Origin of the sequence: Gordonia desulfuricans NBRC 100010, from assembly GCF_001485495.1 — a bacterium.
Lineage (GTDB): Bacteria > Actinomycetota > Actinomycetes > Mycobacteriales > Mycobacteriaceae > Gordonia > Gordonia desulfuricans.
Genome location: NZ_BCNF01000044.1, coordinates 26,328 through 51,088 on the forward strand (window position 1 = coordinate 26,328; position 24,761 = coordinate 51,088).

General features: G+C 69.2%; 22 protein-coding genes. 4 read left to right on the top strand and 18 right to left on the bottom strand.

Features of this window, described 5'->3' with window-relative positions:
- Positions 1-39: 39 nt before the first annotated feature.
- From GD1_RS07645 to GD1_RS07675, 7 genes are all read right to left on the bottom strand, one after another.
- The gene (locus GD1_RS07645; RefSeq protein WP_244882582.1) at positions 40-615 is read right to left on the bottom strand and encodes an RES domain-containing protein; all 576 of its coding nucleotides are present in this window, start codon (positions 613-615) and stop codon (positions 40-42) included.
- A gap of 175 nt (positions 616-790) precedes the next feature.
- Positions 791-1,183: a hypothetical protein gene (locus tag GD1_RS07650; RefSeq protein WP_053777285.1), complete on the bottom strand. Its 393-nt coding sequence runs from the start codon at positions 1,181-1,183 to the stop codon at positions 791-793.
- Between the two features lie 359 nt (positions 1,184-1,542).
- Complete coding sequence (locus tag GD1_RS07655; RefSeq protein WP_059036569.1) at positions 1,543-2,382, bottom strand: HAD family hydrolase; 840 nt, start codon at positions 2,380-2,382, stop codon at positions 1,543-1,545.
- The gene (locus GD1_RS07660) at positions 2,379-3,521 is read right to left on the bottom strand and encodes a cysteine protease StiP family protein (protein ID WP_059036570.1); all 1,143 of its coding nucleotides are present in this window, start codon (positions 3,519-3,521) and stop codon (positions 2,379-2,381) included. The genes GD1_RS07655 and GD1_RS07660 overlap by 4 nt, the downstream gene beginning before the upstream one ends.
- A complete protein-coding gene (locus GD1_RS07665; RefSeq protein WP_059036571.1) occupies positions 3,518-4,846 on the bottom strand; it encodes a phosphoribosyltransferase family protein in 1,329 nt (442 codons plus the stop codon). The genes GD1_RS07660 and GD1_RS07665 overlap by 4 nt, the downstream gene beginning before the upstream one ends.
- Positions 4,843-6,045, bottom strand: a complete 1,203-nt coding sequence (locus tag GD1_RS07670) for an HpcH/HpaI aldolase/citrate lyase family protein (protein WP_059036572.1) — start codon at positions 6,043-6,045, stop codon at positions 4,843-4,845. Before GD1_RS07670 ends, GD1_RS07665 begins: the two co-directional genes overlap by 4 nt.
- Positions 6,042-7,157 carry a hypothetical protein gene (locus tag GD1_RS07675; RefSeq protein ID WP_059036573.1) on the bottom strand — a complete coding sequence of 372 codons (1,116 nt, stop codon included), beginning with the start codon at positions 7,155-7,157 and terminating at the stop codon, positions 6,042-6,044. Before GD1_RS07675 ends, GD1_RS07670 begins: the two co-directional genes overlap by 4 nt.
- Positions 7,158-7,313: 156 nt before the next feature.
- Here GD1_RS07675 and GD1_RS07680 point away from each other — a divergent pair, with 156 nt between their 5' ends.
- The 3 genes from GD1_RS07680 to GD1_RS07690 are packed head-to-tail and all read left to right on the top strand — an operon-like array spanning position 7,314 to position 9,407.
- Positions 7,314-7,934, top strand: coding sequence for an AIM24 family protein (locus GD1_RS07680; RefSeq protein ID WP_059036574.1), 621 nt, complete (start codon positions 7,314-7,316; stop codon positions 7,932-7,934).
- A gap of 10 nt (positions 7,935-7,944) precedes the next feature.
- Entirely contained in the window at positions 7,945-8,646 is a 702-nt protein-coding gene (locus tag GD1_RS07685; protein WP_059036575.1) for an AIM24 family protein, read from the top strand.
- Positions 8,643-9,407, top strand: a complete 765-nt coding sequence (locus GD1_RS07690) for an AIM24 family protein (RefSeq protein ID WP_059036576.1) — start codon at positions 8,643-8,645, stop codon at positions 9,405-9,407. The genes GD1_RS07685 and GD1_RS07690 overlap by 4 nt, the downstream gene beginning before the upstream one ends.
- A gap of 637 nt (positions 9,408-10,044) precedes the next feature.
- On the opposite strand, the gene GD1_RS07695 is transcribed toward GD1_RS07690, so the two are convergent.
- From GD1_RS07695 to GD1_RS07710, 4 genes are all read right to left on the bottom strand, one after another.
- Positions 10,045-11,217, bottom strand: a complete 1,173-nt coding sequence (locus GD1_RS07695; protein WP_020792869.1) for a DUF475 domain-containing protein — start codon at positions 11,215-11,217, stop codon at positions 10,045-10,047.
- Between the two features lie 170 nt (positions 11,218-11,387).
- Complete coding sequence (locus tag GD1_RS07700; protein WP_020794038.1) at positions 11,388-11,963, bottom strand: TerD family protein; 576 nt, start codon at positions 11,961-11,963, stop codon at positions 11,388-11,390.
- A gap of 145 nt (positions 11,964-12,108) precedes the next feature.
- Positions 12,109-13,500 carry an acyl-CoA synthetase gene (locus GD1_RS07705; protein WP_059036577.1) on the bottom strand — a complete coding sequence of 464 codons (1,392 nt, stop codon included), beginning with the start codon at positions 13,498-13,500 and terminating at the stop codon, positions 12,109-12,111.
- A 47-nt stretch (positions 13,501-13,547) separates the two neighbouring features.
- Positions 13,548-14,177: a helix-turn-helix transcriptional regulator gene (locus GD1_RS07710; protein ID WP_059036578.1), complete on the bottom strand. Its 630-nt coding sequence runs from the start codon at positions 14,175-14,177 to the stop codon at positions 13,548-13,550.
- Between the two features lie 142 nt (positions 14,178-14,319).
- Here GD1_RS07710 and GD1_RS07715 point away from each other — a divergent pair, with 142 nt between their 5' ends.
- A complete protein-coding gene (locus GD1_RS07715) occupies positions 14,320-15,066 on the top strand; it encodes an MSMEG_1198 family transcriptional regulator (RefSeq protein ID WP_373855264.1) in 747 nt (248 codons plus the stop codon).
- A 135-nt stretch (positions 15,067-15,201) separates the two neighbouring features.
- Here the strand turns inward: GD1_RS07715 and GD1_RS07720 are convergent, their stop codons facing one another.
- The 7 genes from GD1_RS07720 to GD1_RS07750 form a co-directional block, all read right to left on the bottom strand.
- Entirely contained in the window at positions 15,202-16,137 is a 936-nt protein-coding gene (locus tag GD1_RS07720; RefSeq protein WP_059036580.1) for a quinone oxidoreductase family protein, read from the bottom strand.
- Positions 16,138-16,277: 140 nt separating this feature from the next.
- Positions 16,278-16,787 carry a TerD family protein gene (locus GD1_RS07725; RefSeq protein WP_059036581.1) on the bottom strand — a complete coding sequence of 170 codons (510 nt, stop codon included), beginning with the start codon at positions 16,785-16,787 and terminating at the stop codon, positions 16,278-16,280.
- A 13-nt stretch (positions 16,788-16,800) separates the two neighbouring features.
- Entirely contained in the window at positions 16,801-17,514 is a 714-nt protein-coding gene (locus tag GD1_RS24985; RefSeq protein WP_059036582.1) for a hypothetical protein, read from the bottom strand.
- Positions 17,515-17,523: 9 nt separating this feature from the next.
- The gene (locus GD1_RS07735; protein WP_053777220.1) at positions 17,524-18,681 is read right to left on the bottom strand and encodes a TRAFAC clade GTPase domain-containing protein; all 1,158 of its coding nucleotides are present in this window, start codon (positions 18,679-18,681) and stop codon (positions 17,524-17,526) included.
- Positions 18,678-19,679, bottom strand: coding sequence for a hypothetical protein (locus GD1_RS07740; protein WP_059036583.1), 1,002 nt, complete (start codon positions 19,677-19,679; stop codon positions 18,678-18,680). Before GD1_RS07740 ends, GD1_RS07735 begins: the two co-directional genes overlap by 4 nt.
- Position 19,680: 1 nt before the next feature.
- The gene (locus GD1_RS07745; RefSeq protein ID WP_059036584.1) at positions 19,681-22,329 is read right to left on the bottom strand and encodes a GAP1-N2 domain-containing protein; all 2,649 of its coding nucleotides are present in this window, start codon (positions 22,327-22,329) and stop codon (positions 19,681-19,683) included.
- Complete coding sequence (locus tag GD1_RS07750; RefSeq protein WP_059036585.1) at positions 22,326-24,761, bottom strand: SaeA-related protein; 2,436 nt, start codon at positions 24,759-24,761, stop codon at positions 22,326-22,328. The genes GD1_RS07745 and GD1_RS07750 overlap by 4 nt, the downstream gene beginning before the upstream one ends.

The window sequence follows — 24,761 nt, forward strand, 5'->3', positions numbered from 1 at the left end:
TGCTCGCTCGGCGTTGCGGCGCAGCCTGTTCGGGCCGATCTACGAGCGGGTCCACTCGAGTCCGAGGAGGGTCAGGGCGCGGGCCAGTTGCGGATCCGCGGCGTCGATCGGGGAGTCGTCGACGACGTCGATGTGCGGGCTCACATCGGGGTCGGCGGCACGTTCGTAGAGAGCCCACATACGCAGCCGGTCACCGTGGCGGGAGTCGAACTCGACCCCGTCGACCGCTGCCTGTCCGTGGTCGGTGAGGGCGTAGATCCAGTGGGAGATGGCTTGGGTGAGTCCGCGCGGCCGCCCGTCCCGGAGAGCGGCGGTGTCGAGGTCATCCAGCCCGTAGCGGATGGCCAGCGGCCGAAACACCGTCCGGAGGGTGGCGAGACTGTCCGGGTCGGCGGGCACCGCGAACCGTCCGGTCAGGGTGCCGTGGCCGAGCATCCGCGCCTCACACCACGATCGCGGAACCTGCCCGGGCGGCAGCGTGGGGTAGTGCTCCTCGTCCTCATCGTCGACGACGATCTCGTCGAGATCGGCGATCAGTTGCAGGCTGGGGCGGGCGAACGCAAGAACTTCGAGGTAGCAGGCCAGGGAGTATCGGCGCAGTACAGGGTGCGCCACACCCCCTCGGGGTCATCCCAGCGGCCGACGAAGCGGCCGTCGGTGGCGTACTCCCACGGCGTCCACTCCCACGGACTCGGCGCGTACCCGACCCGATAGACGGGCGTACCGGTGTGGACGGTAGTGGTGATCGGGCCGCGTGGAGTGTCGATCGCCGAGCGGTGGTGCGGGTGGTTCATCCCACCGCGGCGAACTGGCGGGCGGCGGCGAGTACCTGGGGGCCGACGTCGGCGAGTTCTCCGTCGCGCAACAGCAACGCCGGCGCACGGTCGTCGAGGATCGGGTTGAGGCCCTGGAACCACGCTTGTGCGACGGCGGGGGTGTCGCGTTCGGTGATCAGCCGGGCGGCGCGGTAGGCAATCCGGAGCCGTTCGACGTCCTCCGGGTTGGCGATGGTGCGGGTGCCAGCGGCCCACTGCCGCACCGCACGCGTCTCGCTCACCCGGCCCAGGTAGGCAACCAACCGCGCGCCGAGCAGATCTCGCAACATGGACACGAGTTCGGGCTGCGACATACGAGCCGCTTCGGTGTAGGCGGCCAAGTCCGGTCGGGGATGCGCTGCTGTCATCATGATCACCTCTCGATCCCAGTGTAGATCCCACACGGAATGACAGCTGGATACCATCGCGGATACCACCGTCGCCCGCACCAGGGATGGGCCCGAGCGAGGAACGCCGGGTGGTCGGCCGTTCGCGGCGCCGGGCACACGGAGCCCGTGAGCAGCCGTTTCGATGGGGCTGTCGCCCGACTGCATCGGTATCGGGCTGTACACGCCACCAGGAGCCCGTGCCGGCCACCCGAGCTCCACGATCGCGGCGCTCGGATACGACGCCGTCGCCGAGGTCAACGAAGGAGTACACGGGACGGAAGTGCGAACGATGCTCACCCCCCCGTTCGACCTGGATCTGGTGTGCGAGTTGTCACGAGTCAGGTGGCGAGGGCCGTGGCCCCGCCCACCCGCCCGGTGAACCATCGCAGGATCTCCTCGCCGGCGAGTGCACCGGGCCGCTCGGTGACCGTCACATGCGGTCGGTTCCAGCCCATCTCGTGCAGTTCGCCGTGGCACGGGCGGATCGCGTGGTCGGCGTACTCGAGCAGGTCGGTGTCGAGGCGGCCGTCGCCGGCGGCGAGCACCGGGGCGTCGGCGGGCAGCGTCCCGTCGGCGACGAGCCGGGCCCGCACCTCGGCGAGGGCGGCGGACTTGGTCACCGGCTGCGGCAGCGCATAGATCTTGCGGCCCTGCTGCGACACCATCCACTGCCGGTCACCGCACCACTGCTGCCATTCGGGCAGGAAGTCGGCGGGCTGGGCGTCGAGGTCGACGACGAGGTAACAGAACAGGTCGTCGGCGGTCCGCAGGGAGCGGACCCAGCGCTCGTCGATCCGGGCGCGCAGGGCGGCGGTCACCTCGTCGAGGGTGGCCGACGTCGACGCCACCCGCCGCTCGACGGTCTCCCGCCACGCCGCGTCGTCGGATCCGTCGGTCAGGATGCGCCCGCCACTGGAGGCCACCGCATATCGAAACGGGCCGCCCGGCAGCATGATCCGAGTGAACTGGGCCGGGGTGCGGGTGGTGACCGGAACCACCGGAACCCGGGCGACCAGCTCCTCCAGCAGGATTCGGGAATCGGGGGTGAGATACGACAGCGGTCCACCCTGATACATCTCCACACATTCCGGTGCGAGGCAGGCGAACTGCTCCTCGCCCATGGCGGTGCGGGAGAAGATCAGGGTGCGGTCGAGGTCGGTGGCGACCAGGGCGGTCACGCGTCCTCCTTGATCAGGCCCACACACGAGTACGCCAGATCGGGACGCACCTCGATCGGCACCCCGCGCTCGGCCGCGAGCAGCCGGATATGACGATGCTCGGGCAGATCCGGTGCGCTCACCAGCACCCGCCACGGCACCCGCCGCAGCAACACCCGGGTCGTCTCGCCCACACCGGGTTTCGCGAAGTTGATCGACGAGAGTCCGTACTCGGCGGCGATCGCCTCCACCGAGGCCCACCCCGACCACGTGGGCCGGCGGTCGGCGACGGCGGTCTCGGCGAACTGCATCTGCGAGACGCGGTGCGCCACGGTGTCGGCGACGGCGGAGAACCGGTCCGAGACGGTGTCGAGCAGCAGCCGCGACACGTCGTGATCGATCAGATGACGATAGAACTTGGCGCCGTGGAACTCTCCGGGTCCGATGTGGTCGGCGTTGAGCACCGTCCTCGACACCAGCCCGGACACCGTCGAGTTCAGGCAGGCCGAGGCGATCAGGAAGTCGTCGCGGGTGCCGAATGTCGTCGTACACGAGCCCGGATCGGCCAGCACCGCCAGCTCGCCGTCCAGTCGCGGACCCCCGGCGGTGGCGTAGGCGTCCAGGGCCGCCGACAGCTCACGCGCGATCGCCCCCTTGCCGGTCCACCCGTCGACGAAGACCACCGACGCCGGGTCGTGCCGGGCGACGATGTGATCGAGTGCCACCCGGTCGATCCCGCGGTCGCGGACGATGGAGATCGTGTAGTGCGGGGCATCGGTGCCGTGCGCGAAACCGATCCAGCGACGCATCAGGATGCCCACCGGGGTGCCGGCCCTCGCCAGCGACACCAGCGTGGGCACCTCGGTGCGCTCGGCGACGACGAGTTCGGCCACCACGCCGACCGCCTCGGCCAGCCGGTCCGCCGACGCGGTCAGCGTCTCGTGGAACAGTGCCTGATACTGCTCGCCCGGCTGATACTCGATCGGCAGGGACTCCGCGTAATGGGCTGCACCGGACTGGATCCTGCGTTCCCGCTCGGTGAGATCACCCTCGAGGGACAGATGCGAGAGGTCTTTGAGCAGCCACGTCACCTCGTCGGCGGCATAGGAGCCGAAGGCCGGTCCGTACAGCGGCGGGGTCACGGTGGTCGGGGTGCTCACACGACACCTTCCGTCTCGAGGGGCAGGGTGCGGCCGGCGAGTGCGGTGGGGGTGGTGGCCGGGACGATCGCCACGCACACGTCGTGACCGGCGGCGGTGAGTACGTCGAGCACCCCACCGTCGGCGCGCAGCAGGTCGGTGTCGGCGGGCGAGTCGATCACCAGCACGACCTGTGGCAGCGGTGCGTCGGCGGGGGCGTCGGCGGCCCGCACGTTGTAGACGAATCGCGGTGTGCCCGGGTCGGATTCCGGTGCGGTGAAGGTGAATCCGCGACGCAGCGGATAGCCCGCCTCGTCGCGGACATGGGCCGGTGAGCGCGTGGTGGTCTGATACCTGGTGGCCACCCCGGCCGCCGAGAGGCGTTCGGCCAGGCACAGCGGCAGGTACATCAGTTCCTCGTGACCGAGCACCACCACGTCACGATCGGCCGCGAGGGCGGGGGCGAGTTGCCCGGCCGCCGCGGTGACCGCCGCGTGGAACGCAGCCGTATCGGTACGCAGGAAGCCGTGCCGGCCGCCGTCGGGCAGGTCGGCGGGCCAGTCCAGCGTGACCTCGGTGACCGACCCGCGCCTCCCGACCGGATTGAGCTCGGGTGCGGTCAGCGCCCACACATCGTCGACCAGACTGTCCGGCAACGTGATCTCACCCTGTGCCAGCGACACGTGGTCGATCCGCACCCCGACCTCGGCGGCGAAGCGCTCGGACTCGGCCCGGTGGGCGTCGGTGCGCATGTCCACCAGCGAGGCCACCACGTAGCGATCCCGCGGGGCGAGTGCGTGCAGTGCCGAGATCGCCCGGATCGCCGTCGACCCCGTCGAGATCTCGTCGTCGACGAGGACCAGCGGTGCGCCCGGATCGATGCGCAGCAGGGCGGCGTCGCTGGGCTGCAGCAGATGGGTGGTGGCGTGCGAATGCCCCTCCTCGAAGGTGCCGTGCACCTGCGCGTCACCCACCTGCCGACGCGTCGAGTGCAGGTACACCTGCGCCGAGATCCGCTCGGCCACGCAATGTCCCAGTCCGGTGGCGGTCTCGGCGAAGCCGATCACGGTGCTGCGGGCCCCATCCTGGGCGCCGAGGACCCCGATCACCGCGTCGCCGAGGGCGTCGGCGGCACCGCGCACCTGCTCGGGTGGGGTGGGGATGTGTTTGCCCAGCACCGTCGACACCAGCAGGTGGGCCCGACGGCGATTGCGGCGTAGGCCCAGGATCAGCAGATCCGAGAGCTCCCACCGGGCGTCGGGATCGCCGGTGATCTGCACCCCGAACCGTTCGGTCACCCAGTCGGTGGGACCCGTTGCCGCGGAGGTCGATCCGATCGCGCTCATGCGGCCACGTCCGCGGCGGTCAGCAGGTCCACGAAGCTGATCCCGGAGTTGGTCACACCGAAGGCGGCGGCGCGATCCATCACACGGTTGGCCCAATTGCGGTGGGGTTTCATCTCGTTCATCTTGTTCCCGTACGACGAGCGGGCCACGCCCCCGGCCTCGGTGGCGAGGACGTCGAGGGCGTCGTGGTACTCCTCGTGGGTCACCGCGCTCAGTGCGTGTACCGGGGCGACGTGGCGGGGGTGGATGACGGTCTTGCCGTTCATGCCGTTGGCCCGGTCCAGTGCGATCTCCCGGAGCAGGCCGTCCATGTCGCGGCTGACCAGCTCCTGGCGGAACCACACCGCGTCGTGGTCGCGGAAAGGCGTGTGCCGCAAGGTGGGCGCGAATCGTCGTTCGTGGTCGGCGAAGTACTCCCACACCGGTCCGGTGATGACGTGTCCGCCGTCGGCGCGGCCGAGGTGGTTGACCACGCTCGCGATCGCGTCGGCGGCCACCCGCACGTCGTAGATGGTCAGGTCGCGGTCGCGGCGGATCCCGAACAGCCCGCACATGTCGGTCGCACCGATCCGCACCGCGGGGACGATGTCGCGGTATTCGTCGAGATGGCTCGACAGGAGCGACAGCTGGTCATCGCGTGTCTCCCGGTGGACGATCGCCGCGGACTCCAGCACGGGCATCGCCCACAGATGCCGGCCGGTCGCCGTGCCGGCGGTGCGGACGGCCTGCAGGGCGTGGATCGCGTTGTGGGCGTCGAACTTCGGGATCACGAAGCCGGTCAGCACATCCGAACCGCCGGTCAGGGACGCGATGGTCTCGATCTGCTCGGCGGTGCGCACTCGCACGAACAACAGCATCTGCCCGGCGGGGGTGCCCTCGAGTTCGGCGATCGCGGCGATCGCACTCGCGATGGCCGCCGGCTCCTCGTGATCGGCCACCGCATCCTCGAGGTCGATCACCATCGTCATCACCCCGGATGCGAACCGCCGCGAGATCACCTCGGCCAGATTCGGTCGCGTCGCCGGGACGTACAGCGTGGCACCGAGCGCCACACCCAGGCGGCGGGCATCCCAGAACTGCGAGATCGGTTCGGGCCGATGGAGAAACAGACCTTGCAGGGTGTCCTCGGCCAGGTGATGGAAATGTGCCGGGCCCTCGACGGCCGGTGCGGTGGTGTCCTCGGAAGCCGTTGCGGTCATCGCGCCGCCACCTGTCCTCTCATCCGGTTGACGATCTCGGCGACACGGTCCTCCACGGCTCGCAGTTCGGTCAGATATGCCCAGTAGTCGGGGTGAACGCGTTCGAGTCGGGTGTGCGCACGGGAGATCCGGTCGGCCTGAGCATCGAGTACCGATCCCCATTCGTCAACCAGGTTACTGTTCATCGCGAGGTGCTGTGCGTCACGCAGCCGGAATCGGACACGCTGCTCGGTGGCGGCCGGGTCGGCGCGGACCTGGCGCAGCAACTCCAGCCGGCTCAGCACGGAGTCGACGGCGAACTCCGCGGCGTCGAGATCGTCGCGGGCGTTCTCGGCGTCGGCGATGGCCTGGTCGGGGGCGTCGGCCAGGCGCTCGCGGGCCCGCGCGAGATCGGCCTCGGCGGCCTCGATGTTGCGACGGATACCGGCCTCGGCGGTCTGCAGATCCGCCGAGCACTCGCCACTGAACTCACGGCGCAACGCCGACATCGTCTCCGGTACCCGCTCGGCGCGGGTGACGATCCCGCCGCGGCGAGTATCGACCGATCGAATGACGCGCTGGGCACGCTCGGTGAATCCCGGCGCCGCCGACAGCGCCGTGTCCACCCGTTGGGCGGCGCTGATCAGTGCGTTCGCCGTGGATCGCCGGGCCGGGAGGTCGGTTGCCTGCTCGTAGGCCCCGATCGCACCGCTCAGGCCGTCGGCGGCCTGCGACACCGAGGTCAGTCGCATGAACGACGCCGGGGCCTGCTCGAGGGCGTGGCCGGCCGACGTCGCTGCGGTCCGGGCACGCTGATCGAGCACCCCGAGCTCGGTCACGGCATGCCGGGCCCGGTCGAGTTCGCGGGCGTGGGCCTGACCGAACCGTGCCATCTGGTCGGTCATCGCCACCAGGGCGTCGGTGCAGCGGGCGAACTCGTCGGCGCGAGGCGGCGGATCGGCGGCGGCCGCCCCGGACAGACGCAGGTACTCGGCGGTGACCTGGCCGTACCGTTCGCGCAGCGCAGTCCAGTCGGCCCGCACTCGGGAGCGGGGGTCGAGCTGGTGGGCCACCTGGACGGCGGAGTCGATGTCGGCGAGCGCGGTCTCCGACGCCAGGAACGCCGCCGTCATTCGTCCTGTGTACTCACCGAGGTCGGGATTCGGGCGTGACCTGGCCCCGAACCATCGACGCGAAGAGTTCCTGGGCACGCACCCGATGCTATCGACTATCTTCACCGTCGTACGCGGCCTGCGTCTGGCGGCCGCGCCGGCCGAGAGGGGTGGCGGGTGCAACTGGTGCAGCGTTCGAAGCGGGTCGTGGAGGCCCGGTTGAACAACACCGCGGTCCGTGCGTTGTCCGGATCGATGGTCGCCTACGAGGGGCAGGTGAGCTTCAAGTCGGCCGGCTTCGGCGGGGGTGACGGCCTGCTCGCGGGGATGAAGCAACGGGCGACCGGCGAGGGCCTGTCGCTGATGGAGGCGTCCGGGACCGGCGTCGTCTACTTCGCCCACGATGCCGCCGAGACCACCATCATCGAGCTCAACGGCGACACCCTGCAGGTGGAGTCGCAGCAGCTGATGGTGCTCAACGGCAACCTGCAGACCAACATCACCTTCGCCGGGGTGCGCGGCGCGACCTCCGGGCAGGGCCTGTTCACCACGACGGTCAGCGGCCACGGGCAGATCGCCTTGCTGTCGCAGGGCGGTCCGCTGATCCACCTCGAGGTGTCGCCGCAGTTCCCGGTGGTCGTCGACCCGGATGCCTTCGTCTGCGCCCGTGGCGCGCTCAGCCAGTCGTTCGTCACCGACGTGACCTGGCGTGCAGCGGTCGGCCAGGGCGGCGGTGAGGCGTTCTCGCTGCGCTGGGACGGCACCGGTGTGGTCTCCATCCAACCGGCGGAACGGTAGGGCGACAACGATGTTCACCAAGGTCAACAGCAAGGTCGTGTCCGTCGACATCGGCCGCAGCGGCCCGATCGTGGCACGCCGCGGCGCGATGCTCTTCTACACCGGCAACGTCTACTTCCAACCCCACCAGGTCGCCGGTGCCCCCGGCGGGATGGGTGGGGTCGGCGGGATGGCCGGCCGGATGCTCTCCGGTGAGCACGAGTCGACGATGATCGCCCAGGGACAGGGCGTGGTGCACTACGGCTTCAAGGGCATCGAGATCGAGATCGTCGACGTCGGCGCCGTCGGCGGGATGATCCGGGTGGAGGCCTCCCGCACTCTGGCCTACACCTCGGGCCTGCAGGCCTCGATCGTCTCGGTCGCCTCGCAGGGCGGTGGCGGCGGCGGTGGTGGCGGTGGCTTGTTCGGGTCGTTGCGCAATGCGGCCGCGGGTGCGGTCACCGGTCAGGGCATGTTCACCACCCAGCTCTCGGGGGCCGGGCAGGTCGTGATCCTCGGTCACGGCGGGGTCTTCGAGCTGGCCGTCGCGCCGGACCGGCCGCAGGTCACCGTCGACCCGCAGGCATTCGTCGCATCCGCCGGACAGGTCAACACCACCCTGCGGTCGGCGATGAGCTGGCGCAACGTCGGCCGGACCGGCGGCGAGGCAATGCAATTGGAGTGCAACGGACACGGCGTCGTGTACGTCCAGGCGTCGGAGGAGAAGCTGTGAGCCAGTTGAACACGGTCTGGAACCCGATGTCGTTGCCGGTCGACGACAACATCCCGGACAACGACTACTCGTTCTGTATCGATCTCACCCAGCCGTGGTTCATGTCCAAGGGTGCGATGATCGCCTACTACGGGCAGATGAACTTCACCTCGCTGCAGCACGGCCTGCAGGGAAGTCTGTTGCAGATGGTGGCCCAACAGTTCTCGGCACCGCTGTACCTGGGTGACTATGTGGTCGCCGAAGGGCACGGGAAGCTGATCATCGGCGACCGCGGCTACAACATCAACGCCTTCGACCTCGACGACGGCAACCTCACCATCCGGGCCTCGAATCTGCTCGCCTTCCAACCGCAGTTGTCGTTGCAGCAGTCCATCGTGCCCGGGTTCCTCACGCTGGTCGGCAGCGGCAAGTTCCTCGCGTCGTCGAACGGTCCGGTGATGTTCGCCGAGCCGCCGCTGCGGGTCGACCCGGAGGCGCTCGTCGGCTGGGCGGACTGTCCGTCCCCGAGCCACCACTACGACCAGGTGTGGGTGAACTCCTTCATCGCCGCCGCCGGCGCCCGGTTCGGGATCAACTCCGGTGAGGAACGCCAGTTCGACTTCACCGGCAGCGGAACGGTTCTCGTCCAGTCCAGCGAGAAGGTCCGCAACGACATGTCGGTGATCCGCACCATCCAGGGGCAGATCCCGGGGCTGTCGGTGCCCGGTCTGCAGCAGATCAACCAGCACATCAACCAGCAGCTGGGGCAGCAGCAGGGGTAGGCCGCGCCCACATGTCGGCCGGTCGTCCTCGTTCCGTGGTCGGCTGTGGAGATCTCGACTCGTCTCGTCGCTGTGCGCGTGGCCGGTCTCAACCACCGTGTGGCCATTGGTGGTTGAGCACGACTCGACTTGTCGCTGCGCTCCGCGTCGGCTCAACTATCGTGTGGCCATTGGTGGTTGAGCAGGTCGTCCTCGCGCAGCGAGGCCGCCCGTCGTCGAAACCCGGTGAGATGTGCGTGTCCGCGACCACAGCCGAAGTGGTCACCCGCCGATGTTGGCCGGCGGAGGTTTCGACTCGACTTTGTCGCTGCGCTCCGCGTCGGCTCAACCATCGTGGACGGCGCGAGGCCGCCCGGCCGTCGAAACCTCGGTCAGGTTGCGTTGGGAGGTGGCCACCGCCGAAGTGGTCACCCGCCGATGTCGACCGGCGGAGGTTTCGACTCGACTTGTCGCTGGGCGGATTCAAGGGGTCAGCCCTGCGCTCCGCGTCGGCTCAACCATCATGGACGGCGCGAGGCCACCCGGGCGTCGAAACCTCGGGCAGGTTGTGCCGGGACCCGACCGGCCGCGAGATGAACGAAACCCCCGGCACTCACCGAGTGCCGGGGGTTTGTCGTGTGCGATCGGATCTCCGCGATCAGATCTCGATGTGGTCCTTCGCGCCTTCGGGCTCGTTGCGGCGCCGGATGACGCTGGAGGCGAACGCGGCGCCGATCAGCACGATGCCGACGAGACCGGTGACGAGCTCCGGGACGTGGGTACCGATCGAGTACAGCAGGATCACGGCCAGTGCACCGATCGCCCAGTGGGCGCCGTGCTCGAGGTACACGTATTCGCTCAGCGTGCCCTTGCGGACCAGGTACACCGTCAGCGAACGGACGAACATCGCACCGATCAGGCCGAGGCCGAGCGCGATGATGATCGGGTCGGCGGTGATCGCGAACGCGCCGATCACACCGTCGAACGAGAACGACGCATCCAGGACCTCGAGGTAGAGGAACAGGAAGAAGCCGGCCTTACCGGTGGCCTTGGCCAGATCGGTCGGGCCGGAGCGTCGTCGGAGCTCGGTGTCGGCGACTGCGGCCGCCTCGTCGACGCGCGGATCGTTCTTGGCGCGTTCGTCGTCGGCCTCGTCCTCGTCCTCGCCCTCGTCGGTGTTGAACAACTCACCGAGTCCGTTGACCACCATGTAGGTGACCATGCCCAGGAGGCCGGCGAACAGCACGGTGGAGCGTTCGTCGTCGGGTGCGATGAACTCGGCGGTGATGATCAGCAGCAGCGCCGCGATGACCACCTCGAGCTGATCGAGCTTGCCGATCTTCTCCAGCGGCCGCTCGATCCAGCTGAGCCAGGTGATCTCCTTCTCCTCGAAGATGAATCCGAGGAAGAGCATCAGCAAGAACATGCCACCGAACGCCGCGATCTGCGGATGCGCGTCGGTGATGATGGTCTCGTAGCTGGGGCTGCCGTCCGCGAAGTAGGCGGCATCGCCCGGCGGCGGGTTGAGTGCCAGGTCGAGGGCATCGATGGGATTGAGCCCCGATGCCAGCCACACGATGGCGAGCGGGAACACCAGGCGCATACCGAAGACGGCGATGAGGATGCCGACGGTGAGGAAGATCTTCTGCCAGAACTCGCTCATCCGTCGCAGGACGGTGGCGTTGATGACGGCATTGTCGAACGACAGCGACACCTCGAGGATTCCGAGGATCAGGGTCAGGAACAGTGCTGTCGGACCGCCGTACAGGAAGGCGATGATCAGCGAGAAGATCGTGACGACTATGGACAGACCGAATATTCGGAGAACCACTGGGGCGTGGCCTTTCTGGAGATGCGGTGGGCGTTACGCCGTCGATCGCGGGGATCAGCCCCGCGGACCGCGCTGGGCGCGCCGCGCTGCGACGCCCGTCGCACACGAATGCCGCACTCGACGGTGATCGGGTGCGGCATCGGTGACGTTGTCGATGACCGGGGAGGAGATCAGACGTTGACGCCGTAGTCGCGGGCGATACCCGCGAGGCCCGACGCGTAGCCCTGACCGATGGCGCGGAACTTCCACTCGGCGCCGTTGCGGTAGATCTCGCCGAAGACCATCGCGGTCTCGGTGGAGGCGTCCTCGGACAGGTCGTAGCGGGCGATCTCGGCACCGTTGGCGCGGTTCACGACGCGGATGTAGGCGTTGCGGACCTGGCCGAACGACTGCGAGCGGGCGTCGGCGTCGTAGATCGAGACCGGGAAGACGACGCTGTCGATCTCCGGCGGGGTGCCGGCCAGGTCGATGTTGATGACCTCGTCGTCGCCCTCGCCCTCACCGGTCAGGTTGTCACCGGTGTGCTCGATCGCGCCGTCCGGTGAGCGCAGGTTGTTGAAGAAGACGAAGTGCTGGTCGGAGAGCACCTTCTTGGTTGTGCCCAGTGCGATGGCGCTGGCATCCAGGTCGAAGTCGGTGCCGGTGGTGGTGCGGACGTCCCAGCCCAGACCGACGGAAACCGCGGTCAGTCCCGGGGCCTCCTTGGTCAGCGAGACATTTCCGCCCTTGCTCAGGCTCACGCCCATGGTTGTCGTGCCTTTCTGTCGTTGAACGGCCAAACGCCACTCTACGTGCGATGGCCCTCACTGTATGTGAAGTGCGAGGCGACCCACCCGGGTCTGGTCTGTCATCCGAATGAACGTGGCATGTCCGATTTCGGTTCCCGGCCGGTCAGCCCAGCAGCTTTTTCTGCACCTTGCCCATCGCGTTGCGCGGCAGGGCTTCCACCCACCGGATCTCGCGGGGTCGCTTGTGCACCGACAGCTCCTCGGCGACGAACTCGATCAGCTCGGAGTCCTCGACGGCCGAGCCCACCACGTAGGCGACGATCCGCTGGCCGAGGTCCTCGTCGGGGACGCCGACGACGGCCACCTCCGACACCGACGGATGGGCCAGCAGCACGGTCTCGATCTCGCCGGCACCGATCCGGAAACCACCGGACTTGATCAGATCGGTGGCGCGGCGCCCGACGATGCGGTGCATCCCGTCGGGTCCGATCACCGCGACGTCGCCGGTGGTGAACCATCCGTCCGCCGACCACGATTCGGCCGTGGCCTCGGGTCGGTGGAGGTATCCGGTGGCCAGCATCGGTCCGCGCACCAGCAGATCGCCGACACTCGCCCCGTCGTGCGGCAGCTCCTCGCCGGCCTCCTGCAGCCGGGTCTCCACACCCGTCACCGGCAGTCCCACCCACCCGGGCCGGCGTTCGCCGTCGGCCCGGGTGCTCACCGTGATCAGGGTCTCGGTCATGCCGTAACGCTCGACGATCTCGTGGCCGGTGGCATCCCGGATCTCGTCGAACACCGGGACCGGCAGCGGGGCGCTGCCCGACACCAGCAGCCGTGCCGGGGCGAGCGCGCGCGCCGACGCGAGGTCGGTGGCGACCCGTGCCCACACCGTCGGCACACCGAAGAACATCGACGCACCCGCCTGGGCGGCCGCGGCATAGTTCTCCGGGGTGGGCCGCACGGTGTGGATCAGTCGGCCACCGCGACGCAGCGGGCCGAGCACACCGAGGATCAGGCCGTGGACGTGGAACAGCGGCAACCCGTGCGCGAGGGTGTCACCGGCGGTCCAGTCCCAGGCGTCGGCGAGGGCGTCGAGACCCTCGGCGATCGCGTGCCGGGTGATCGGCACGCCCTTCGGCATACCGGTGGTGCCGGAGGTGTAGAGGATCAGGGCGGTGGAGTCGGCCGGCGGCTCGGGATGTGAATGCCACGACTTGGCGTATCGACGGACCGGGATCGAGGGCAGTGTGGTGTCCGGCGGGGCCTCGCCGAGCCATGCCTGGGCCCCCGAGTCGGAGAGCATGTGGACCAGTTCGCGGTGCCCGGAATCCGGTGGGATCGGCACGATCGTGACGCCGGCGACGAGACCGCCGGCGATGGCCAGCACCGTCGACACGGTCGGGCGGGCCAGCACGGCGAGCGTATGGGCGCCGCGGATTCGTTCGGCCGTCGCGGTGGCCGCGCCGACGAGCTCCTCCCGGGACAGATGGTCGTCGCCGACGATCACGGCATCGGCGAGGTCGGGCGCATTGGGGATCATCGTCGGCAGCAACACAGGTCTCACTGTGCCACGTGCGTCACCGGGCGGCGCCGATTACCGGGTCACACCGCGGCCACGATCTCCTGGGGGCGCACCCAGCCGTCGGCGAGCAGGTTGACCAGCAGCCGGGACTTGTTGCCGACGCTGCGCCCGACCGCCTCGTATCGCTGCACCACCCGGCGGTAGTGCTCGCGGACGGTGCTCTCGGCGACGTGATGGATCTCGGCGACCTCACGGGTGGTGCCGCCGAGCGCATAGGCCACCACGATCTCGCGCTCGCGCGGGGTGAGGCGGATGACCTGCGGGGTGCGGGCCCGGTCGTCGGCGACGTGCTGGAGGAAGGCCAGCAGTTCCGACGCCGCATTGGGGGAGTCGGTGAGATCGAGTCCGTCGGGGTCGCCGGAGGCCACCCCGAGCCCGACGAACCGGGCGTCGGCGAGCAACGGATCGTTGCGGGCGGCCTCGATGTGATCGGCCGAGCGTGCGACGACCACCGCGATCGACGCCGACGTCGGTCGCAGCGGGTCGGGTCTGAGATCGGCGGTGTGCACCAGGAACGACGCGTGACCGGCGTTCTGCAACAGCGCGCACAATGCGGCGTCGGCGATGCCGCCCTCCGCGAGCACCGCCACGGTCAGGGCGGGGCTGTGGGAGCCGGCGGGTGGCAGTTCACGGCCGAGAACGGAGGTCACCGAACAAGCATTACCGCGAGTACCGCATAGATCAGGTCTCTGTTTGGCACCATCGCTCCGATTTCGAGCAGAAAACACCACCAAAGTCACAATCTCATGCGTGATTACGCATGAAGTCGCTTGATCGGACACAATGAATGTCATGCCGAATGGTCTCCGGGTGCTGGTCGCCTCGCCGTTGGGGCGGATGGTGGCCGGTCCGCTCGCGACGGCACTCGAACGCGCCCACGTCGATGTGGCCGTCGACCGGGACGACTTCACCCAGCGGGTCGCCGGCCGGGTGCGCTACGACGTGGTGGTGGCCGATTTGGTGTGGAATCACCCGGTCACCGAGTGGGAGTTCGATGGGCTCGACGTGATCGATGCGCTCACCCGGTACGGCCGGCTGGCGCCGGTCGTGCTGGCCACGCAGGGACACAGTATGGAGCAGGACCTGCTCGACGAGGCCGGCCGCCGTCCCGAGGTGGTCGGCGTGATCGCCAAGTCCGACGGCCTCGGCGCGCTCGCCGAGGCGGTCCGCACCGCCGCACTCGGGCGTCGACTGCCGCCCACGCCGGTCACCGACGGGACCTCGCTGCACGAGCTGTTCGACGGACGCCGCGGCGAGACCAGCGGACGGATGGCCGGGGCGATCGCCGCCGGGCACGTCTCCGACAACGCCTCCCTGGCCCGCGTCGCGAAGGTGTCGCCGAACACCGCGAACAAGGTGACCAGTCATTACCTCGGTCCGATCATCCTCCGGCGGGGCGAGCACGATCCCGACATGCCGATGACCCAGGCCGCGGTCTACCGCTGGTGCGGTCTGCATGCGCGGTACCTGGTGAGCTGGTGCCGCCGCAACGGGCACGCCGACGTCCTCTCCCCGTCGAGCGGTTCCGGGCCGAACTGATCGTCGGGCCGTCACGTCGAGGTCACGGCGTCGAGGTCGCGGTGCCGAGGTCGCGGTGCCAGGTCACGGCGGTGGTGTCATGGCGATGAGGTCACGGCATTGGGGTCACGGGACGTCGTGCGTCGGCCGGCGCGGTCAGGGGCGCAGGACGACCTTGCCGCCGGCATGTCCGCCGGCCACCACCGACACGGCGTCCGGTGCCGCCGACAACGGATACGTCGCGGCGATCGGAACCACCACCTCGCCATTGCCGGCGAGTCGGATCATGCTGGTGCGCACCGAATCCCGGAACATCTGACTCTCCGGCTGCCGACCCCCGAGTGCGATGAACCCGTCGGTCCGGGCGCGCGCCGCGGCGGCGACGGTGACGATCCGTGAGCGGTCGGCGACCAGGGCGAGGGAGGTGTCGACGGCATCGTCGGTGCCCACGGCGTCGAGGGCCGCGGCGATCGGGATGTCACCGGCCAGGGCCAGGATGCGGTCGACGAGTCCGGGGCCGTACTCCACCGGCAGTCCACCGAACTCGCGCACACGCCCGGCGCCGGCCTCGCCGGTGGTGCCGATGACCCGGAATCCGCGAATCCTGGCCAGCTGCAACAGGATCGAGCCCACCGCCCCGGAGGCGCCGTGGAAGACGACGAGCTCGTCGCGGGCGACCTCGGCGGCACGGATCATGTCGGCGGCGGTCACCCCGGCCAGCAACAGGCCTGCCGCCTCGTCGAATCCGAGGGACTCCGGTTTGGCGAACACCGTCGACGCCGGGACGGTCAGCGACGTCGCATAGCCACCGTGGACACGGAATGCGAGCACCTCGTCGCCGATACCCGCCGGACCCGAGGCGATCTCGGTGTCGGCGCCGATGGCCGAGATCCGCCCCGACACCTCGTAGCCGATCGGCAGTGGGAAGGTCTCGGCGCGCGCCGCATGTTTGAGGTCGGCCGGGTTGATCCCCGCGGCGACGACGTCGATGGTCACCTCGCCGGGACCCGGTGCGGGTACCTCGGTCTCGACGAAGGCGAAGTCGGCCAACCCGTCCGGACCGGTGGCCACCCAATGGTGTGCCGAGCTCATCGTCTGCCTCCCCATGACGTCGGTCGCCCCGACCTGTGAACCAGGGTAGGCCGAGGTCGGGCCCCTGCGTGGGACTCCGGTACGACCGATCTCGGCGGTGGTCACCGGTGCTTTCGCACCGGGGGGCCCGGGGCGTGAACTCAGGTGTTGACGCCGAACGCCGAGGCGATCGACAACAGGCTCGCATGCCGTTCGGCGGTGGCCCGGAATCGCCACTTGCCGTCCTCGAGCACCAGGCGCGCGTAGACCAGCGCCCGGACATCGGGCTGCCCGGCCGACAGCGAGTACTCGGCGAGTGCGCCACAGGAGCTGTCGGCGGCGCTGATCGTGGCGGCCTCGAACCGGCCGAACACGTCGGCGTTGTCATAGACCGTCACCACGATGGCCACCTCGCGGGCCTTCGGTGGCAGGAGCAGGGTGTCGATGGTCAGGCTCTCGCGCGGGTCGTGGGCGTTCCCGCCGACCAGCCGGACCGCCTTCTCCGGGGTGTCGTGCTGGTTGAAGAAGGCGAAGTAGTCGTCGCTGAGCACTGTGCCGTCGTCGCCGAGGACGAGTGCGGCGAGGTCGAGGTCGATCCCGGCCGGCGTGCGTGCACCGTCCCACTCGATCGCGACGGTGATCACCGCCAGGCGATCCGGAGTCGTCGTCATCGTTGTCCTCTCGTCATCTCGCCGCCGGCCGCTGCTCGGTGTAGCGCCGGGACGGTGGCAACCACAATCCCGCCGTGGCGAGCAGTCCGCAGACCACGATCGCCATGACGACCGGTCCGGCCAGCAGACCGAACAGCGAGAGCACGGCGAGGAAGATCGCCGCATATCGCGGCCACCGGTGGCCCCGCCAGGTACCGATCGTAAACAGTGCGTACGACGCTGCGAAGATCACCCCGAGCGCGATGGTGGCACCGATCCCGATGGAGTGGCCGGTGTCGACCCAGGTCCCGGCCACCCGGTCGGCCGTACCGGTCGGATCGGCATCGAGGGCGGCATCTGCCGATGCGCGCACGCGCGACACCGCGATCACACCGAAGACCGTCTGCACCACGACCAGCAGACCCGCGGCCGTGAGGGCGGCGGCGCTCAGCACGATCGCCGGTGGCCGCGGCGTGTGCACCGGTGCGGCGGCGGGGATGCCGAGATGCCCGGGTGCCGGTGTGCCGAAGGTTGCCGGCCCGCCCGGGTGCGGGGGTGGTGTCCCGGCCCACGCCGGTACCGGTGCCGGCGGCTCGAACGGATTCGCCGGCGGTGACGATTCGGTGGGCGCCGCCGGGCGGAACAGGTCGTTCCCGCTCGGGTCGACGTTGCCCGGCGCAAATGGGTTGTGCCGGGCCGGGTTCGGTGAGAACGGGTCGGGTCCGAAGGGATTCGGGGGATGTGTCACGGCATGCGCTCATTCCTGGAGCACGTGGCGATCGGCGAGTACCCAGCGGATGGGATCCATGCAGCGGAAGGGGGAGATCCCGTTGGGGTGCAACCGTTCTCCCTCGGGTGACTCACCCAGGGCCGACACTGCGAAGAATCGGTGGTGGTACTGCTGCCCGGTCACCGGATCCACCATGTTGAGCAACGACGGCCCGGCCCGCAGGCGCTGGAGCAGACTGCGCACCTCGGCGTCGAGGAGCTGTCCGTCGGTCTCGTCGTAGCTCCGGTTGACCAGGCTCGGATCCCGGTTGAAGGCCGCACCCGGATGACCCATCACCTGACCCCAGGCACTGTTCTTGACCCGTGAGAGTTCCTGCAGTGCATCGAATTTCGACAGGATGACACCGAGCCGGGGGTTCCCGCCGGAGATCAGCCGCATCACCACCCGCAGGACGTCGCGCGGATCGCCGCCGACCCGTGAGGAATCGGGGATCAGATCGCGGAGCTGATCGGAGACGTCTTCCACCCGGAGGGGATCGAACAGGAAGAACACCGCGTCGGCGCGGGAGAAGAACTCCCAGGCAGGTCCGGCGACCTTGGCCTCCTCCAGATCCTCACCGGCCACGTCGCGGATGACGAGGAAACGCTTGAGGCCGTCCCACACACCGAGGTCGAAGATCAGCGGGTGGTGGGCCTCCGACGCCGCACTCGGTGTCGCCTGCACGATCCCGCGTTCGACGAACAGCGGGGTCTCGTAGATCGCCGAATAGCGGTTCGCGGTCTCGTCGTCGGCGGGGATGACCTCACGGTGGAACCGTTCGGTGTACTGCTGCAGCTGTTTGATCAGGACTGCGATGAACACGGTCTTTCCCGTGTACCGGGCCCCGGCCATGGCCACGCAGGTGGCCTCGCCGTACCGCCACATCGGTGGCAGCGTGTAGTGGCAGGTCACGCACACCTCGACGTGCCGGTGCACATCGAAGCTGGCCGGAATCCAGTCGGGACTGTTCTCCGGGCGGTTCGCGGTGTGGACCTGCCCCGTCGACGTGGCGACCCCGGCGTAGGCGCTGGCGGTGGGGTTGTGCGCGACCGACTCCGGAGTGGCCTCGGTCCATGCGACCTTGTCGTGGGGCAATGCGGTGAAACACCGAGGGCATTTCACCGGTGCCGGGCCTGGTCCGGTCATCGTCGCACGCTCCCGAGTTCGGTCGCGGCGAGCAGTCCGGCGACGACGGTGGTGAGACGTTCGGGCGAGGCGATCAGTGCTTCCCGCGGGTCTCCACCGGGTTGTGGCGGTTCGATCTGCGCGCCGATGAAGCCGGGCCGTGTGGTGGCTGCCCGGGAAGGTGAGATGACCAGGGTGGCCTCACCCGAACGCGGGCCGGTGCCGATGGTCAGCCCGGTCCCGGGTCCGTCGGTGATGATCACGGTCAGCGACCTGCCCACGGCCGGGCTCGTCGGCCGCGAGCCCATCAGCAGGCCGAATCCGTTGCCGGGCGGCCGGGAGAGGAACTCGCCGAGATCTGCCGGGGCGATCTCTTCGGTGGCGCCGTCGGCCCGGGTACAGGCGATGGTCGGACGGTCGCCGACGACAGCGGCGACGCCCGCGACGACGTCGCCGGCCGCGGCGACCGCACCCGAGGCGATCAGGGCCGCCATCGAGGCGGAGCTGTCGACGATGCAGCGGACGGTCACCGCATCGGCCTCCGGGACCTGGTCGAGCCGGAGCACGCCGCGGCATGCGACACGCGCCTTGGCGGCGAGCGGTGGCAGCGGCGCGTCGGGAATGGTCAGACGGGTCTGGACGACGAGGGTGTCGGGGCCGTCGGGGGCGACCGTCGCCAGCTCGATGAAGCTCATCCCGGAGACGTCACGGGGGGTCAGCTGTGCGATATCGGCGCTCGGGTCGTTCCCGCCGTCGGGACCGAACGAGACGTGCACGACGGTGCCCTGGTCGAAGTTCGATCGCCCGGCGTCGGGTACGGCGACGATGGTCGTCTCCACGTCGACCCTGGGGAGGATCAGCAGTCCGGGGGACTGCTGGATGACGCGGGTGGAGGCGCCGTCGGCGGTCCGGGCGGCCAGTCGTACGCCCGTGGTGGGGGTGGCGGTCGCCAGCTGGACGGCCAACGGCCGGCGCGGCAGTGTTGCCGATGCCTTGCCGTCGAGAACGTAGGTGGCCATGTCAGCGATCCTCTCGGGAGCGGAAGGGCCAGAGACCTGAGGTCTCCGGGCTGATGATCTTGAAGGACTCCAGCCATGCCGAGGCCTGTTTGGGATGCTCGGCGAAGAACTCCTGGGCGTCGGCGGCGGTGACGGTGCGAAGCGCGGGCCAGACGGCATCACGCAGGGCGTCGGCGGTGGCCGGCCCGTGATACCGCTGGTCCTGGACCGCCTCGTCCAGCAGTCGGTCGGCCCACGGCTCTTCGGTGGCGAGGTCGTCGGCGATGACGTGGTCGATCCTGATGTGCTCGAACTGCGACAGGTAGCTGCGCGCCGCGACCCAGCCGATGTCGAGCAGCTTGCGGCCGACGAGTATCCCCAGGAGATCGAGGAGTCTGTTGGCGGTGTCCGGCCGCTGGTGTGTGAGCCGCTCGTCGGCCGGACCCCCGGCGGTCGCGAACGCCGCCGCGCGGGACTGCGCGACGAGCATTCCGGCATACAGCATCCGGCGCAGATCCTCGGCGAGCGGCCGGTTCCACCCGACCGGATCACCCATGCATACGCGGACGGTCTCGATGAGGGTCGGCGGGTCCGGGATGTTGCCCGGGTTCATGTGAAACCTGCGCAGACATGCCGCGGCGACCAGGGCATCCTGTGCGGCGTCCACACCGCGCGGTTGTCCGGCCAGGTCGTAGAGCATGTCCGGCGTGGGATTCTCGTAGAACACGTGGTCGTGCAGCATGGTCGGCGAGGTCCGACGGGGCTTCTCGTGGGTCCACATCAGCAGATCGGCGGCGGCCGGTGCCTCGAGGCGGGTCAGTTCGCCGGTGAGGTCCCTGGCCTGCGCGTCGTCGAGCGTCAGGTCCTCGAGGACGAACTCGATCGCCTGGGTGACGGCCGCCTGTCGCTGTTCGGTGCCCAGGTTCAGGGCATCGGGTGTGCCCGCCGGGGTCCCGCGCAGGCACGCTGCTACCGCGATCGGGTACAGGCGCCGATCGGCATTGGATGGATTCGCCGGCGGTTCCAGGGGTCGACCGGAACCGTCGTCGAAGACCCAGTTCCACAACGGGCTGCGAAAGGCCTCGAGGTGCACACGATTCCAGCGGAGAAGACTGGGGCGCACGAACTTGGCTCGGACCCCCAACGGAATGAACACCAGATTCGACTGTTGGTTCGTATCCCAGATCACCGACGGGTCGATTCTCTCCCAGAGACGGGTGAGTTCGGCCTCGACCTCGACGAACTCGCTGTCATGACGCGCGAGCTGATCGAGCAGGATGGTGAGCCGGATGACGAAGATGGCGGTTCCGGTGGGCTCGTGGTCGACGGATTTCTCGGCATCGGCGAGCAGGGACGTGATCGTGGCACGTACCCCACCGAGGTCGACTGCCTGGACGGCCGGCAGCTTGCCGAACGAACTGGTGTGAAGCCACTGCCTGTCGTCGAGCGCGGCCACCAGGAACCGGGACGCGGGGATGCCCGGATCGGACTGGCCGGCGACGGCCTTGCGCAGCTGGGCAAGTGCCTCATCCGGGGTGATCGGGAACTGCGTGCGGGCCCGGGCGATCAACGCCGCGGCCTCGGGAAGGGCTGCGGTGTCGGCCGGTTCGTCGTGGGCGACCACGCGGAGGGCATCGTCGTGGAACTCGTCGAGTGCGGGATTCTCGGCGATCGCCACCGCCAACGGCCATGCCCCCGAGGTGGATTGCGCACCGAGTGCGAGTCCCACCTCGTCGCGGCGCAGGAGCACGGCGACGGCGGTGTCCTCGTCTTCGAGAACACCCTCGACAAAGGTGGACAGCGCCGAGACCGGCACCTCGCCACGTGCGACGCGATGCACCGATCCCACATCTCCGAGCAGCGGCGCCTCGTTCTCGTCGATCACCAGCGCACCACCGAAGGCCGTGCGCTCGTCGACACTGTCGGCGGGGACGGCGATCAGATGTGTCCCGCGGTCGATGTGGGCCGGGATCTGATCCGGGCGATCATGGGTGGTCCATCCGAGTCGTCCCGCGAGTTCCGGGGGCAGCAGGTAGGACACGGCGGCGATCCACGCGGCCGATGCGTCGTGCGAGTGCGTCAGCAGCACCACCGCCGGGCCGTCCTCGAGGGCATGGGTGACGGCGTCGATCAGGACGCGGAAGACGCCCTGCCGGTCGACGGCATCGTCGGTCACGAACCGGACGACCGACGAGAGTGTGATGATGCTGCCGGGAGCGGGGATGTCGGCGGTACCGAGTCGGGCCGCGGCCACGTTCTCGGCGCGGTACGGCCGCAGCCAGTCCGGTGAACCCCAGAGCCGGATCGGCCGATACCCGGGCCGGTGGGCACGGCTGCGGTCGACGGCGATGTGGGCGAACACATTTCCGGGCCTGCCGGTGGCATCCGGGCCGGCGGCCGTCGTATGCCAGAACACCCCGGCGTCGTCCATCCGCGCGTACGCCAGCCGGCTCGGGCGCTCGGCGATCTGTGCCTCGGTGGGGAAGTCGGGCAGACGGGGATCGAGGTCGAACCGCGTGACGACCCGGCCCACCAGCGTGTCGCGCTGGGCCGTGGTCAGATCCCCCCGCACCTCTTTGACCTGCCATCCGCCGCGCCCGGCGCCGTCGTCGAACGAGGTGTAGGTCAGTTGCGCGTACTGCGACGCTGCCGGCGGCGGCGCAGCCGTCATCCCTGGTCCCCCTGCGGCGTGGGCGCCCGGAACTGCCAGAGCTGCTGCATCGGCGGGTCGGTGAGCGCCACACGCGGTGTGCGGTCCGCGGTGTCGTCGACGAACACCCGCACGAATGCGAACTCGTTGCCGAGATCGACATAGAAGTCGGTGCGGTGCACCCCGGGTTGGATGTGGGGGAGCTCGCAGTGCGGAGTCCGTTGACCACGGACGAGGAACTGCAGATTGTGTCCGTCCCGGAGATCCAGCGGCAGTCGTTCGCGGTTTGCCACCAGCACCAGCGCCGGCGGGTTCGCGAGCTCGCTCTCCGAGCCGACCCACAGCCGGAGCACACGTGATCGGGGGTTGTCGGTCGGCACCGATTCGAACCGGTACTCCATCCGGGTCAGGCCCGGATAGGCCAGTGTGGCGATCTCACCCCGGATCTGCTCGCCGCGCGAGTAGGCGACCGGTACCAGACAGACGGTACATCCGTTGGCACCCAACCTTTGTGGCATGATGATCGCGCCGTCTCGCCGGTGCGTCGACGCCGACACCACGGCGGATGGCCGCGACTGGGAGCAGATCTCTTCGGGGCTCAGCGTCGTCGAACCGACGAAGACCTGCACCTCGGCCGCACCGGCCGGCCAGCCGAAGGTGATCAGTTCGGTGTTGAATCGTTCGATGATCCGCGGTTTGATCACCGCGGGCAGCGGACGTGTCTGCACCTGGGTGGTGCCGATCCGGACACGTCCGTTGGCGAGGGTCACCGGGGTCAGGTAGGCGCGTTCCCAGTCCGTCGGCCACAGCACCCGCGTCATCTGGGAGGTGGTGGGATCGAGTGCGGTGACCGGGTCCTTGATCCGTGATTCCTCGGTGAAGCCCTGGACCGTGATCGCCGAGGCGTCACGGTCCTCGTTCTCCAGGCCCGCCGGCGGCGGTGAGGCGAACCGGTGGATCTGGACCTGCTGACCGGATTCCGGTGTACTCCAGCGCAAGTCGAAGGTGCTGCCGGATTCGGACATGGTCACGGTCAGATCGGTGACCGGATCGAGGTCGACGGTGACCAGGACGTCCTTCTTGACCTGGCGGGACAGTCGCGCCGAGTCGTTAACCATCACCTCGGCCTGGACCGCATACAGGAATCGTCTTCCCCGGGTGGCGCCGGAATCGACGAATCCGGTGAGATTCGGCTGATCGGAACAGATCTGGTTGCTCGGGTTCGCGACCGGCGGTCCGCTGCCCTCGAGTGGGATGCGGTACACCCGGACGCTGCGGGTGCCCGGATGGACCGACCACTCGCCGATGACGCGTCCGGACTCCTCGGACAGACGCATCCCCTCCACCGGGCTGACCTCTTCGCCCTCGGCCCACTTCACCGGTTGTGCTGCGCGGGCGGAGCTTTCGTCGACGCCGACGTGACACCAGACCTGGAACACGCGGACGGCGGAGGCCAGGAACCGGCCGTCGTCGAGCGCTGCGGTGGTGGTGACGCCGATCAGCTCTCCGGACTCGGGCTTGTACGGTGCGACATCGTCACCGGAGACGACGCGGTACAGCACGGTCTCCCGGCCTTCGGTCGGCCAGGATTCCCAACTCAGCTGGACGCCGTCTCCTGCGGTACCCACCTTGATCCGCCCGGGTTCGACATCTGTTTCGGGATAGTCGTATTCGCAGAAGTCGCCATGCGACCAGGTGCGTCCGGTACCGGTGCCGGTGGCCGACCCGGCCTGGCCGGTGGTGTCGGCGGTGGTGTGGGCGGAGGTGGTGTCTGCGGCTGGGGCGCTGGATGCCGCCGGTGAACTCGGTGCGGTTGTCGGTGTCGGTGTCGGTTGTGGCGCGGCCGGGGTGACCGGGGGCCGCGGCGTGCGACGGGGCTCCGGGGTCACCGTCTCGGGCTTGTCCGTGGGCTCGTCGGCGAACGCGGCGATCACCGTGGCGATCTCCGGGGCCAGGGCGGCTGCGGCACCGGTCAGCTTCCGCCGGATCTGGTTGACGCTGGTCTGATTGCGTCGCAGCAGGTTTCGGAGGGTGACGTCCTTGATGGAGTCGGCCCCCTCGACCCCGTTGGCGATCTGGGCGGTGCGCCACTCGATGAGGGCCCGCAGGATCCGGGCCTGCGGGTCGTCGGTCGCGGTGGCGGCGGCCGGCGGATCGTCGCGGCGCGGTGCCGGTTCGGGATCCGGCACATCGGGGGCGGCGCGCAGGTGTTCGGGCATGTGCGCGACGGCGATCTCGGGGGTGACCCCCAGGGTCGTCTGGGCCAGGAGGTGATCGATGGTCTCCCGGTACGCCGTCTCCAGCGGGCTGAGCGGACCGTCGGCCCACTGCTGCGGGATCCGGGAGATCTCCACGAGCCGCGGCGGTTCGGGAGTCGGGTAACCCTGGTCGGTTGCCCATCCACGCCAGACCTGCAGGGTGGCCAGGTATGTCTCGGGGCTGATGCTCGTCAT

Excerpts from the sequence above, each read along its gene's own strand:
- GD1_RS07650 (WP_053777285.1), bottom strand. The coding sequence starts at position 1,183 with ATGACAGCAGCGCATCCCCGACCGGACTTGGCCGCCTACACCGAAGCG.
- GD1_RS07665 (WP_059036571.1), bottom strand. The coding sequence starts at position 4,846 with ATGAGCGCGATCGGATCGACCTCCGCGGCAACGGGTCCCACCGACTGG.
- GD1_RS07670 (WP_059036572.1), bottom strand. The coding sequence starts at position 6,045 with ATGACCGCAACGGCTTCCGAGGACACCACCGCACCGGCCGTCGAGGGC.
- GD1_RS07675 (WP_059036573.1), bottom strand. The coding sequence starts at position 7,157 with ATGACGGCGGCGTTCCTGGCGTCGGAGACCGCGCTCGCCGACATCGAC.
- GD1_RS07685 (WP_059036575.1), top strand. The coding sequence starts at position 7,945 with ATGTTCACCAAGGTCAACAGCAAGGTCGTGTCCGTCGACATCGGCCGC.
- GD1_RS07700 (WP_020794038.1), bottom strand. The coding sequence starts at position 11,963 with ATGGGCGTGAGCCTGAGCAAGGGCGGAAATGTCTCGCTGACCAAGGAG.
- GD1_RS07715 (WP_373855264.1), top strand. The coding sequence starts at position 14,320 with ATGCCGAATGGTCTCCGGGTGCTGGTCGCCTCGCCGTTGGGGCGGATG.
- GD1_RS07720 (WP_059036580.1), bottom strand. The coding sequence starts at position 16,137 with ATGAGCTCGGCACACCATTGGGTGGCCACCGGTCCGGACGGGTTGGCC.
- GD1_RS07725 (WP_059036581.1), bottom strand. The coding sequence starts at position 16,787 with ATGACGACGACTCCGGATCGCCTGGCGGTGATCACCGTCGCGATCGAG.
- GD1_RS07735 (WP_053777220.1), bottom strand. The coding sequence starts at position 18,681 with ATGACCGGACCAGGCCCGGCACCGGTGAAATGCCCTCGGTGTTTCACC.
- GD1_RS07740 (WP_059036583.1), bottom strand. The coding sequence starts at position 19,679 with ATGGCCACCTACGTTCTCGACGGCAAGGCATCGGCAACACTGCCGCGC.
- GD1_RS07745 (WP_059036584.1), bottom strand. The coding sequence starts at position 22,329 with ATGACGGCTGCGCCGCCGCCGGCAGCGTCGCAGTACGCGCAACTGACC.
- GD1_RS07750 (WP_059036585.1), bottom strand. The coding sequence starts at position 24,761 with ATGACGAGCATCAGCCCCGAGACATACCTGGCCACCCTGCAGGTCTGG.